The organism is Psychrobacillus sp. L4 (assembly GCF_042944905.1).
Lineage (GTDB): Bacteria > Bacillota > Bacilli > Bacillales_A > Planococcaceae > Psychrobacillus.
This window is the reverse complement of sequence record NZ_CP168496.1, coordinates 3,248,855-3,261,518: the sequence shown is the minus strand read 5'-3', so window position 1 is coordinate 3,261,518 and position 12,664 is coordinate 3,248,855. Positions and strand designations below refer to the sequence as shown.

Genomic DNA, 12,664 nt, shown 5'->3' with positions numbered 1-12,664 from the left:
AAAATTAATACTGACTCAGCAATTGATCGTTTTCGTTTTCTATAGAAAGGACAAGGTACAAATTATGAATTTAATTGATAATGGTCTACATTCATTCAAAAAAACAATTGAACATCTTAAAACATTAGATTCTCTTCAAGATATCGAAAGAGAATATGTAGCAAAAGAAATAGTGTTGAGTTTACATCATTCTACAGAAACGCTGTTCAAATATATGGTGAAGAAAAAAAATGAACTTTTGATATTTGATAACTTAAAAGAGTACTTTATGGCTCAAATGAATGTTTTAAAAAATACAGGTAAGCAAGACTTTAAAGGAAATACTATTACTTTTATGGAAGCTATTCAAAGAGGTGCAGTTTTAAACAAATTAGAGTTGAGTGAAACTCAGTACGGGAGTTTTGAACACCTTAATAGCATTAGAAATGCAATAACTCACCATGAGTATGACCTAACTGAAAAACAAATTAATTACCTAATCACGCAGGTTATTACAGTTGTTTTCCCTATATATAAAGAACATATTCCAAACTTTTCGGATTTCGTGAGGGTAAATAATTTAAACATAATAAGCGACACTCAGGTTAAAGAATTACATATATGGAAATTCATTAGATTCTTTACATTGTACAAAAAATTCATTGAAGGGAAATTAAGAATTGATAGTATCTATCAATCAGGAACCTTCCAGAGAAGACAACAACAAATAGAAAAAGAACAGTATATTACCTACCACAAATGTCCTTGTTGCGAAAAACCTTTCTTGGTCAAAGAGAATGTTATATTTGAAAATATGGACGAAAAGGGTTACACAGGGGAATGCTTAATGTGTGAAATTGAATTTGATAAAGAGGATTCTTACTTTTCTTACCTTACATCTCGCGATTATGACTCTATAAAAAATGATGATTTTAGATTTGGTTATAAAATAGTAAGTGAATTATTTAATGATACTACATTAAAAGAAAAAATAACTGATCAAGAGTTATATGATATAAAACAAGTATATAGTATTCCAGAAAACGCTGCACACCTTGCAATCCTAACCGATAACTACTTAAGGTCAATAATCCATCCTCTACTTGACAAGTATGCCGAAGAAATAGTTGATGATTTTGATTCAGCAAAAATGGATGAGGGTTTATGGGGAAATAAATTAAAGGAATCAGAGGTTCTATACAATCTTAATGTTGAGGATTTTGAACAGATTAAACAAGTTATTGAAAATTTCAAAGCAATTGAACTTACGGATGATTATTATATTGAAGCCCTAACTGACGAATACGACTTCGATGTATTTAGGGATCATCCTAATCCCCATCAGGATAATGAAGAAGAAGAAGTAAGAGTAAATATTAATTTATCAATAGATGATGATCAATTTTTAGAGGAGGACGAATAGAATATTATTAAAGGCTTAAAATTTTTGATAAAAAGATTTTATGTAAATTTCTATTTGAAGGAGAAATTGTAGTGAGTAATAATGTCCTTTTATTATTTGAAAAATACAAGTCTAATACTGATGAGGATTCCTATTTCAGTACCTAAAAAGGTTCTGGTGCGAAAATATCTACACAACTGCAATTCACCTCTAAAGTTTGGGAATAGTAACAGTACTACTCTAAATAGGGACGTGATTAGTATGGAAAAGGAACAGTTATTCAAGTGGAAACATTTTCAGCCAGAGATTATTTTGTTAACCGTGAGATGGTACCTACGGTACAACCTTAGCTTTCGTAACTTGGTGGAAATGATGGAAGAACGTGGATTATCAATGGCCCACACAACCATTATGCGATGGGTTCATCAATATGGACCGGAATTAGATGTAAGAATACGACCACATCTTAAGCGAATCAATGATTCCTGGAGAGTCGATGAAACATACATCAAAGTAAAGGGGCAATGGATGTATCTGTATCGTGCAGTCGATTCTGAAGGAACCACAATCGAATTTCATCTGAGTAAAACAAGAGATAAACAGGCTGCAAAGGACTTTTTCAAAAAAGCTTTGAAGTCTAATCATATGTCTAAGCCACGTGTCATCACAGTTGATAAGAATCCAGCTTATCCGATAGCAATAAAACAGTTAAAAAAGGAAAAAAGCATACCAGATGATATGCAAATCCGCCAACAGAAGTATTTGAATAATATTGTGGAGCAAGATCACCGCTTTATCAAGAAGCGAGTCCGTTCTATGCTAGGGTTAAAAACGTTTCGAACAGCCCAACAGATTATCTGTGGAGTGGAAGTGATGCACATGCTCAAAAAAGGACAACTTCTCCAAAGGGGGAAGTCTGTGAAAAACGAGATTGAATTCATACATAAATTATTTGGCGTAGTATAATAATTCACAGGTGTGAAGGGTTATGAGGTGCTATGTTTCTAATAAATTATATTTGCACCAGAACCCTTTTTTGTTTTATAACACGAAAGTTCGTTTTGACGAAATGACCAAAACCCTTTGAATCTATAATCGGACAAGCTGCTTGTATTTATAATAACAGAGTATTTTAACTTGTATATTAATTTTCGAGTGTTGGAGTATAATAGAACTTAGGTTTACTATTCTTGAGAAAGGAGGGATGAAATATGACTAGTAGCGGTCTATCACAATATAAACAGGCTAAAATAGTGGAAAAATTAACTTCCAATCTTGATGAAACCGATATAGAAGCAGATTTTGATGAAGAATCGTATAATCAGCTTGATGATGCGCACAAGATACAAGTAGATGACGCAATAAGGGAATTTGCTGATGATGCTGTTGGATCTGAACATTGGGATTCTGATGAATAATATTTTGAGATTATAGTAATATCTTATTGCTACTCTACCAATTGATATGCGATTTGATATATCAATTCATTATAAATACATCCACAAACTCTGATACGGCAGTAAAAAATAAGGAACCAAAACCATTGCGGTTAACCCGTTCAGTTGAGTGGTACAAAACTTTAAATAACGACGCAAATATCAATACAAATAACAATAAATTAAAGTACAATTATGCATTGCTTTTAGCAGTGCTTTTTTATATGTTTATCGAGATCTTCGAGTAATAAAAGGAGTGATGGTATTGAAGAAACTTAGCTAAATTTTGTCTTTAATATTTTTATCGTTATTGGGCTGTCAACAAAGTGGTAAAGAGAAGGGATACAATAATGAGATATCTAAAAATTAACAAACTCTCCTACTAAAAATATGCCTAGTGATTTTGATTTTTCTATTCATTTCGGTGTACAAAAAAAGAATGAAATTAATACTTTCGAAGGAACAGGGACTAAGGATTTAATAGCAGATGGTACTGCAACCACAGAGTTAATCTTAAGAGAAGAAGAAATGAAAGATATTTATGAGGAAATGCAAGAAATTAATATAGTGGAACCGAAGGAATTTAGGCCTGAACCTATAAATGGAACGGTTTGTATGCAAGAACCGCACGGAGAAGATAAGTGGAAAATTATTATCAACGGTGAAACGTTAACACATTCAATTCCAGGGGAATACTGCAAACCAACGAACGATGGAAAACAACTAATTGAACTGAAAAATTATGTCTTTAATATAATTAAAGTAAGGGTGAGTATAAATCACTCCCAGAGTCCAATGGAGGGTACCAATAGTTATTCAACTAACGTCGTGCTTGTGCGGCCGAGCCTAGGTCGCATCATATAGCGGGTGGGATTCCCGTCGAGAAAGAACTAGCCATTCACTCGTAGCGAGTCTTGGAGGGCTAATGGTAACATTAGCCTTTAAGCGTAGACAGTTAGGTGGCGGGCCGAAAGCCAAATGGTTGAAGGGATTGAGCTCCATAATGTTAGTAAATCGAGAGGGCTGATGCTTTAAGCACGGCAGGAAGCTACATTTTATCCATCGTTAAAGGCAAGAAGGATAAAACCTCTCTGGAGTCAGAGACCTTGGCACGTCACACATTGATATAATACGGCAACTCGGGAGGCCCTACCGGTCTTTTTTTTTTAGAAGAGTATGGCGTACAAGCGATAATAAGCGAGGAAACCAAATGCCGATGGAGGAAAGGCTGCTACCAAATGATCACCCTCACTAGGGACACATTTACTACACACAGCGGTAGAAATAATAAATGTAAACTAAACTATTGAGGATAGCAGAATCACCATTTTGTGAATGATGATTTGGAGGAGCCGTGTGCGTAAATAGCGCAAGCACGGTTCTGTGAGTGGGGTGGAACACAATCTACCGCAAGGTAGAGAGGTTCCCTTCTACTCGACTACTTCAATAAGAGAAAGAACAATTACTCTGTTCCTTTAGATTATAATTTATCTTTTATTCCTTCTCGTAATTGGATTAAAGTTATTAATACACCTAAATTTATTGCTATTAGAATAGGAAATCCAATGTAAAGAACATAAAGTATCCAGTTCAATGCATTCTTTTCAGAAAGTAATTCCATTTTATTCACCTCATTATAAAAGGGAAGGTTGCTTCTTCAAGTAACGAGGTGCTTTTGCAAAAAAACGAACATCAAAATACATTGAGCTTGGAGACTTTTCACAGAACATTTTTTATAATGTTTATCAATTTCATTAGGGCTATATATAAAGATGATATGCGCGTAAGAATGAGCAAATCAGAAGAGAATTCCTTGAAATACAGGATCACTTAAGTATTACTAATATCTGTTGTAGATGTTAAAAGAAAGGTGTACAGCAGTGACTACTTTAAGGGATTCATTGAACAATAAGGAAAGAGCAAAATACAATTTTTTCATAAAGAAAATAAAATCCGCTCAATCAAGAATTACAGTTAAATACTTTGAATGGCACGCACTACGAGTCTTAGCTAAAGCCAAAACTCGTATCAGTTGGGAATACAAAGTGAGAAATAATTAAAATGGAAAGGAGATGAAAATCGATGGTTACATCAAAAATAGTTGCCAACTCATTGATTGAAGAATTAGCAGATGAATTAGTATATTTTTCTGAGATTCCTATGAATAAAGTAAAAGCTAACTTTATGGCCAAGAAGACGTTAGAATCAGTTAACTTTGATAATCCAATAATCGTCCACCTATTGGAATTACAAACTTAAACTAAAATAGTTTCTCAATTCAAAAATCCCATCTAATTAAATTTAGATGGGATTTTAAAGACTGATGTACTATTAAACAATATGCACCAATCGCCTTTGAAGAATTTAATTATATCATACCAAACATTTTAAGAACATACGTATGAAAATCTTCATTTTAGTCAGTTCAAGATGATATCTATTAATTTCTCCCTAACTTAAAGTATGATTACGGGCAATAATTCGGCAATAAATATTTGAAAAAGTATAACTGAGTATGATAATTAAATTAGTAAAAAGCGCTTTAACTAAGGATTTTAAAATACTGATGGGCTCTATAATAACATATACTGAATGGGCGGCATGATGTAAATTATCATTAATTTGAAATTTATTATAATAGCAGAATTGGTGAGCTTGAAGAAGTTAAGACAAAAAGCGGGGTACTGTCGATCTTCTCCTAACAATATTGAGCAGTATCATGCAGTTAATATTCATTAGTAATTTAGTGTAGTATTTTATATTTTTTTATTAAGATAATCTAGAATCAATTTGTTATCCGGAGCATTAAAATCTCTATTGCGCACATAATGTGGATTAATGTATTGCTTTGTAGTGTTTAAGCTTTCATGACCTAATAATTGTCTAATAACATCAATTGGGGTACCTTCATCTGCCATTAATGTTGCAAAGGTTCGTCTTAGACCATGTACAGTTATCAATGGAAGTTTCGCTATTGTTAAGTATTTTTTTAATAAAGAATTTATTTCTTTATTAGTAAAGGGTTTGTTATTATCTGACAAAAAAACAAAATCAGATGGCTTTCTATTACAATTAAATGTGTACTCTTTTAATGCCTTTCCCATCTCAATTCTTAAATAAATTAATCTTTCTACCTTTGTTTTGGTATTATTAAGAAAGAGTGTATCATTACTACTATCTATTTCTTCACATTTTAATGTAAGTATCTCGCCAATTCTACAACCAGTTGAAATCAATGTTAAAAACAAATTAACATCTCTCTCCAAATTGTCCGAATGCTCATAAATGGTGTTTATCAACTTTAAGATATTCCCTCGAGTAAGTACTCTAAAATATTTTTTTTCTTCTAAATAATCTTTTAGATGAAATTCTAAAGTATACATAGGGTTTAAAAAATTATAATTGTGTTCTAAAAATTTAAAAAAACTCATTAAGGCTTTATAGTTATCTTTCAGAACATTATAACCTTTGTGCTGAATTTGTGAAAAATAATTATCGATTAATGTACCTTCAATGGGAAAATATCTAATAACTCTACCATTAGAGTCGCTTAATTTAGAGACTTTATTCAAGTAAATTTCTTGAAGTTCAGTTTCCATTTCTTTTGATAAATAATGAAAAAATTTATTTATATATAAGGAATAAGTATAGAGAGTAGATCTTGCTAAACGAACATTTTTTTGGTAAATTTCAAGTTGTTCTAGGGCTGTAATCATTTTAATTTCTCATTCATTTTATTTAAGAGTTTTTCGAACGGAAAAGGAAAATTATTCATGATAGCATCTCTCAAATCTTCTCCTCGTAATTTCGTATATGTCATAGTAGTTTTGGGGTCAGAATGACCTAAGATATCTGTAAGGTAGTGTTCTTTAACTCCAGCTTTAAGACAATATACGCTAAATGTATGCCTAAAAGAATGTGAAGTTATATAAGAAAGCTCAGGTAGTAAATTTCTTATACGTTCAACTATACGTTGAATGGACCTAACATCAAAATTTCGGCTTCTTATATGATTCTCGTCCCGTGCAAATAGATATCCTTCACAGTTAGGATTCCAATCTTTAATCCCACTTTTTTGTAAATAAGCTAGCATTTCACTCTTTAGTTCAGCGAACATAGGGACAATTCGCTTCTTGTTTCCTTTCCCTAGTATATAAATTAAATCATTTTCGATGTCAAAATCTTTTATTTTAACAATTGAAGTTTCTGCTACACGACAACCAGTCATTAATAAAAACATAATAATGGCTCTACTACTATGTGGTTTAGATAGTTTCTCAGCGCACTTCAGAACTTTAGGTAAATCTTCTTCCTTAATATACCTTGGAAGTAAGGAAGTTTTTTCTATTGTGAATTTAGCACGAAAGTCTTTATTTGAGAAATTCATATTATAAGCAAATTTTAAAAGACTCCTTATAATTGCGTTGTATTTATTAATGGTTCTCACAGAATACTTGCGATTATCTTTCATTCCTTTAGTAATTACTTCATTTACCATTACTTCATTTAATTCGTTAATTTTCAAGGAGGCATTATTACTTAAGATGTGAAGCTTAACTCTTGACAGAAAATTATTATATGTTTTTGCAGTTTCATCTGATTTTTTATTAGTGTTCACTAGTGTTCTTAAATTTAATAGATACTGGTCTATAACAAAAATAGCGGTTTTATTATTTTCATTTTTTTGAACTGTTGAAAATTCATCATCTGGTGTTTCAAGGAATTTTATAAGTTTTGTTTCGGAAATCCCTAATTGAGAACAAATTTCTTCGATAGACATATTGATTGTTTTATTTAATGACAAGAAGTAGCCTCCTTAATATAGTTTTTTATCTTTAAATGCATTTTTTAAATCATCAATGTTTCGGTAAAAATAATAATGAGTTGAAATTAGATGTTTATGTCCTACAATTGCTCTGATTTGTTCCATAGTATTTCCATTTTCTAAAGAGTTTGTTATGAATGTATGTCTAAGGGATTTAGGAGTAAACCTTCTTTCTTCTTGTAATCGATTATTGTACTTTCTAAATAAATTTGAAATATCGGAACTTGTAATTTCGTTTCCATATATATTTAAAAATAAAGAATCATTATTGTTAACGAAATAATTATTGCGAACGATTAAGTAGTCCTTAATAAGTGCACAAGTGGTATCGGTTATTAATAATGTCCTCTGATGGGACTTTTTACTTTTTAGTACTATTAACTTTTCTTTTATATTTACATCCTCTATTTTTAAATTAACTATTTCTATTGGTCTGCATCCAGTTTCTAAAATAATGAGAAAGATAGAAATATCCCTTAATACATTTTTGGATCTTTCGAAAATTTGTTTTATCACTAATAGAATATCCGACTCATTTGTAAATTCATTAGAACGGTCCCCATTTTGAATCATTTTATTTGGTATTTGATAAATATACTTTATTTCTTTTTTTTCATATAAAAAGTTTGAAAATGATCTAACTGTTACTAAATATTCATATGCGCTGCAAGGCAATATTTTTTCTAAAAGTGACCTTTGATTTAAGTGATCTTCGTAGAGTTTAAAGCTTGTCAACCAGTAGTCATTTGAAGTTTGAATATTCTCTGTGTAATTTAAGAACTTTAAAAACGATCTTGTATTAACCAAACGGCGTTTTATAGTAGTAGAGGAATATCTTTTCAAGTTTAAATAATTCTCATATCCATTAATAAGAGATAAGTTTAATTTTTCTTTGTTTTTTGTAATTACTTTTTTTTTCGGAAGAATATAATATAATTTTGCTATATCTTTTTGTGTAAGGAACTTACAGAACTGCTCTAAAAAATACAAAAGGGAAGGAGCTTCTTTTATCCCTAACTCTTTCTTAAGTTTTAATATATCCAACTGCTCTTGGATTTTTATGACATGTGATAGTGTTAATTTATTTAATTGAATTTGCTTATTTAAGTCAAATATACGTTTTTCTTTTTGACATTCTTTATAAAAGATATCTATAAATTTCTCTATGTCTTTCTGTAGAGACGAGGGGTAATTACCACAAAACTCCACTACAATTTCTTTGAATAGTTTATTTTCATTGCTATAGTAATGTTTAGATAGTTTTTGCTCCATATGCTCCTCAACCTTCTGAAAGATTTAATCTACAATAAATATTAAAAATATTTATTGTAATAGTAGATGTTTTAAAATAGAATATGAATATAAAGAATTGATTTATTGGCCTCCACCACGCGGAAGAGGTATAGCTTCACTAATAACACTTTTGGAAGTGTTCAGACAGTCACCCATGAGGGGATTGGTATGTCCATTTATCCATAGGTGTTTTTTTGAATTCTTAAGGATAAAGGGAAATTGTTCGCCAATTGAATGCGAATAAACATTCACACTATTTATATCCTGTTTTTTTAATTCTATTCAAAAATGTCGTGGAATTTAAGTTCCACGACACTTTTCTGGAGGTGTTCAATTGAAAATTAACTATCTGTCTTTAAAATATCAGTGGCATCAATATTTTAACTTGAAAATATTAAGGATTTACCGATTCATGATTAGAAAACAATTGGACATTCTAGGTGCCAATTAGAATATTAATGGAAAATGCAAAATGGGAAAATAAATTGGTTGAATATTTATTTAAAAATACTATAAATGAAATGGTCGTTTTAGAAGTGGTAATCGCAAAAGAAGGTATAAACGATTAACTGTTACTATTCGAAGTTTGGTTTTAAAATTCATTTCTTAAAAGCTTGGACAATATTTTGTCCAAGAGTAAATTTGAGGATTCAAAGCTATAGTATCTGAATCAGGTGATGACTAAAGATGCTAAATAATCTTGAAACCGGCAATCATAAAAAGAATCGATATGATTTTAAAACTAATAATCTAAAGTTGATAAGTAGATTAATTAAAGACGAAATAATCTTTGAAAAATTTTATAATGAACGAGGAATAACTCCTAAAGTGAAATTAAATGAAGTTAAATATTTGATTAATGAAAATCCGATGATATTAAACTTTTATCTTGCAAAATTAACAATTGGTGTACGCTGTTTAGTTATGAAAACTGTATTCGATTTAGATGATAGAAAACTCGAAGAACTTACTGACACATATAATTCTAAGTCTTCAATTAGTAAGTTTATAAAAAGTAATTTCACGCATGAATCTAAAGATCGTACAATTAAAAGATCGAAAAATTCAATTGATTTAGTTGACGAGGTAGCAATTATCTTGGACCTTCCATTTAGATTTTTAGCAAAGACTAATATCATCTACAAACATACAGATTCTTTTGATGAATATGACAATGATTTTATACCAATAATTTCTTTTGAAAAACTCTTAGAAGAAGTTACTAGTGATATGAAAAATATGATAGGCGAACAAAGAAAAATTTTCGGAATAAAATTAACAGCTGATGATTTTATTTTAGAAGAGAGGACTTTAAACACTCGAGTAGATATTCGAGCAAATTATTTTACGATTGAAATTCATATCGAAAATGAAGCAAGTCTTAAGTATTCGGATATTTTGAAATTACAAAGTTTAATAAATGGCAATAGTGAAATTTTTATTAGAGATGCATTTTTACGCTCAAATAAAAAGTTGATTTTTTTAGTACCTATTAATGACACTGTTATTCCTGATATATCTTATTTGGATAAAAAATTTCAGGCAGACAATTTATTTTCTTTGGACAATATATTGTCCAAAGGTAAGGAAAATGGATAATTTAGAAAGCCTCCTAAAGAAGTATATTCTTTAGGAGGTTTTTTAATGGAAAATAATCGAGATTTAGAAATAAAACGTAAAGAAGCTTTGGCATTAATAAAGGAGTGGGTAAAGTTAGAAACGGAAAACATTCGAACTGATTCTAAGTATAATCAAGATAGCAAAGAAAAAGATATTAACTCTGAGACGGTGTAATCAGTGAAAATTAATGCACAAGATGAAATTGGGAAATACCCTCTTGTTCTAACTGCTAAAGAAATAAGTTTAATTCTAAAAATATCCAAACCTAGTGCATACGAGGTTATGAAACGAAATGATTTTCCACTAATAAAAATTGGTAGATGTAAACGTGTATTACGAGAAGAATTTTTTGTTTGGTTAAAAACTCAACAAGAAAATTTAATTAAAAATGGCGAATAAATTCTTATAAAAGTAGAAGAAAGTGAACAAGTTGGTAATAGACCACTTGTTTACTTTTCGTTGTGCAAAATTGATTTTGGAGGTAAATAATAATTGGCGCACATTAGAAAAAGAGGAAAAACTTATTCGTATGCTATTGATATAGGCAATGACCCCTTAACTGGGAAACGTAAACAGATAAGTAAAGGCGGATTTATTAAAAAGAAGGATGCTGAGGCAGCTGCCCGGAAGATTGAATTATCGTTAGATGAAAATCGGTATATAGTGCTCAGCAAAGAAATCTTCTCAGATTATATTATAAATTGGTTTGATAACCACTACCGAAATAGAATTAAAGAGACATCCGCGACGAATAGTAGCTACATTATAGAGAAACACCTCCTACAAAAGAATGCGTTTGCAAATAAAGAAATAGGTAAAGTTACTACGTCTGATATTGATTTATTCTATAACCTAAAATTAAGAGAAAATTATAGTACAAGTTATATTCGCAAAATGCATCAATTATTAAATCAGGCATTTAGCCAAGCTGTTAAATGGAAGAAAATAATGTTCAATCCAGTGTCAGATGCAGACCCGCCATCAGTTAAGTACGAAGAAATGTCTATTTGGTCACTTAAAGATATACAGGAGTTTCTTCATAACTGTAAAGGAGAACGGCATTATTTAACCTTTCTACTTGCGATTTATACTGGAATGCGAAGAGGGGAGATTTTAGGACTAAAGTGGAGTGATATAGACTTGGAACAAAAAGTAATTCATGTGAAAAGGTCGTTAGCGCATGTCGCTAAAAAAGGTTATATTTTCACTTCATTAAAAACCAAAAATTCTAAACGACAAATTCCTATTCCAGAATTCGTTTTGAATGAATTAGTTTTGCATAAAAAACGAATAGAAGAATGGAAGGAGTTAGTGGGATCTGCTTTTGGGGACCGGGATTTGGTTATATGCACAAATACTGGAACCTTACAAGATCCGCGCAATGTAGTTCGAGTAATGAAGCGAATTGTTAAAGCGTCCAATGTACCAAATATTCGGTTCCATGATATTCGTCACACACATGCATCCGTTCTTATTTCGGCAGGACTAGATATCGTGAAAATTTCTAAACGATTGGGTCATGCAAATCCCAAAATTACATTAGAATTCTATGCGCATTTATTACCGAATACAGACAATGACATCGCAGATACTTTTCACCAGACGATTCAAATTCAGAAAAACTAATACAGTGAAAATCCTGCGGACAAATTGCGGACAAACCTAAATAATTGTGGGATATAATTAGAAAATATAAAAAGAGAAAAAGCCAATAAACATTGATAAATCAACGTTTATTGGCTTATCCAAATGATGGTCTCGACAAGTCTCGAACTTGCGACCCCCACCTTGTCGAGGTGGCGCTCTCCCAACTGAGCTACAAGACCGAATTTCAAGACAGAACTTAATGAAAGTAATAATTTTTGCTGCCACTATAGTTATTATATAAGTTTGATCCCAATACTACAATACCTTTTGTTGAAGAACGGGTCAGTTTGTTTTATGGAATTGACTCTATATTGAAATGATGGTATATTGGAAATATTCTTATAAAAGGTGTGGTGAAGTATGTCAGAAGTAGGTATGAACTAATACTAATTTAGTTTAATAAGGCTTTTAGTGACTGGATTTATTCCAGTTTATTAACTGTTCCTTTTTTCACAGTGTTTA

General features: G+C 31.0%; 14 protein-coding genes and 1 tRNA gene. 10 read left to right on the top strand and 5 right to left on the bottom strand.

The window, feature by feature from the left end; genetic code table 11:
• Nucleotides 1–64: 64 nt before the first annotated feature.
• The 4 genes from ACEPXG_RS15760 to ACEPXG_RS15745 all read left to right on the top strand — a co-directional run bounded on the left by ACEPXG_RS15760 (nucleotide 65) and on the right by ACEPXG_RS15745 (nucleotide 3,681).
• Nucleotides 65–1,402, top strand: coding sequence for a hypothetical protein (locus ACEPXG_RS15760; protein WP_391204437.1), 1,338 nt, complete (start codon nucleotides 65–67; stop codon nucleotides 1,400–1,402).
• A gap of 240 nt (nucleotides 1,403–1,642) precedes the next feature.
• Nucleotides 1,643–2,347, top strand: coding sequence for an IS6 family transposase (locus tag ACEPXG_RS15755; protein ID WP_391204434.1), 705 nt, complete (start codon nucleotides 1,643–1,645; stop codon nucleotides 2,345–2,347).
• A 245-nt stretch (nucleotides 2,348–2,592) separates the two neighbouring features.
• Nucleotides 2,593–2,799, top strand: coding sequence for a hypothetical protein (locus ACEPXG_RS15750; RefSeq protein ID WP_391204431.1), 207 nt, complete (start codon nucleotides 2,593–2,595; stop codon nucleotides 2,797–2,799).
• A gap of 408 nt (nucleotides 2,800–3,207) precedes the next feature.
• Entirely contained in the window at nucleotides 3,208–3,681 is a 474-nt protein-coding gene (locus ACEPXG_RS15745; protein WP_391204428.1) for a hypothetical protein, read from the top strand.
• Nucleotides 3,682–4,297: 616 nt separating this feature from the next.
• Here ACEPXG_RS15745 and ACEPXG_RS15740 read toward each other — a convergent pair.
• Nucleotides 4,298–4,438, bottom strand: a complete 141-nt coding sequence (locus ACEPXG_RS15740; protein ID WP_391204425.1) for a hypothetical protein — start codon at nucleotides 4,436–4,438, stop codon at nucleotides 4,298–4,300.
• A gap of 461 nt (nucleotides 4,439–4,899) precedes the next feature.
• Between ACEPXG_RS15740 and ACEPXG_RS15735 the strand changes: the two genes are divergently transcribed.
• Nucleotides 4,900–5,076 carry a hypothetical protein gene (locus tag ACEPXG_RS15735; protein ID WP_391204422.1) on the top strand — a complete coding sequence of 59 codons (177 nt, stop codon included), beginning with the start codon at nucleotides 4,900–4,902 and terminating at the stop codon, nucleotides 5,074–5,076.
• Nucleotides 5,077–5,573: 497 nt separating this feature from the next.
• Here the strand turns inward: ACEPXG_RS15735 and ACEPXG_RS15730 are convergent, their stop codons facing one another.
• The 3 genes from ACEPXG_RS15730 to ACEPXG_RS15720 are packed head-to-tail and all read right to left on the bottom strand — an operon-like array spanning nucleotide 5,574 to nucleotide 8,914.
• The gene (locus tag ACEPXG_RS15730; protein WP_391204420.1) at nucleotides 5,574–6,533 is read right to left on the bottom strand and encodes a tyrosine-type recombinase/integrase; all 960 of its coding nucleotides are present in this window, start codon (nucleotides 6,531–6,533) and stop codon (nucleotides 5,574–5,576) included.
• On the bottom strand, nucleotides 6,530–7,621 hold the full coding sequence (locus ACEPXG_RS15725; RefSeq protein ID WP_391204417.1) for a tyrosine-type recombinase/integrase: 1,092 nt from the start codon (nucleotides 7,619–7,621) through the stop codon (nucleotides 6,530–6,532). Before ACEPXG_RS15725 ends, ACEPXG_RS15730 begins: the two co-directional genes overlap by 4 nt.
• Nucleotides 7,622–7,633: 12 nt before the next feature.
• Nucleotides 7,634–8,914 carry a tyrosine-type recombinase/integrase gene (locus ACEPXG_RS15720; protein WP_391204414.1) on the bottom strand — a complete coding sequence of 427 codons (1,281 nt, stop codon included), beginning with the start codon at nucleotides 8,912–8,914 and terminating at the stop codon, nucleotides 7,634–7,636.
• Nucleotides 8,915–9,375: 461 nt separating this feature from the next.
• Between ACEPXG_RS15720 and ACEPXG_RS15715 the strand changes: the two genes are divergently transcribed.
• The 5 genes from ACEPXG_RS15715 to ACEPXG_RS15695 all read left to right on the top strand — a co-directional run bounded on the left by ACEPXG_RS15715 (nucleotide 9,376) and on the right by ACEPXG_RS15695 (nucleotide 12,181).
• Entirely contained in the window at nucleotides 9,376–9,504 is a 129-nt protein-coding gene (locus ACEPXG_RS15715) for a hypothetical protein (RefSeq protein ID WP_391204411.1), read from the top strand.
• 118 nt (nucleotides 9,505–9,622) lie between these two features.
• Entirely contained in the window at nucleotides 9,623–10,534 is a 912-nt protein-coding gene (locus ACEPXG_RS15710; protein ID WP_391204408.1) for a hypothetical protein, read from the top strand.
• Between the two features lie 45 nt (nucleotides 10,535–10,579).
• The gene (locus tag ACEPXG_RS15705; RefSeq protein WP_391204405.1) at nucleotides 10,580–10,729 is read left to right on the top strand and encodes a hypothetical protein; all 150 of its coding nucleotides are present in this window, start codon (nucleotides 10,580–10,582) and stop codon (nucleotides 10,727–10,729) included.
• Nucleotides 10,730–10,732: 3 nt separating this feature from the next.
• Complete coding sequence (locus tag ACEPXG_RS15700) at nucleotides 10,733–10,954, top strand: helix-turn-helix domain-containing protein (protein WP_391204402.1); 222 nt, start codon at nucleotides 10,733–10,735, stop codon at nucleotides 10,952–10,954.
• 93 nt (nucleotides 10,955–11,047) lie between these two features.
• A complete protein-coding gene (locus ACEPXG_RS15695; protein WP_391204399.1) occupies nucleotides 11,048–12,181 on the top strand; it encodes a tyrosine-type recombinase/integrase in 1,134 nt (377 codons plus the stop codon).
• A 127-nt stretch (nucleotides 12,182–12,308) separates the two neighbouring features.
• Here ACEPXG_RS15695 and ACEPXG_RS15690 read toward each other — a convergent pair.
• Nucleotides 12,309–12,381: transfer RNA gene (locus tag ACEPXG_RS15690), tRNA-Val, on the bottom strand.
• Between the last annotated feature and the right edge of the window lie 283 nt (nucleotides 12,382–12,664).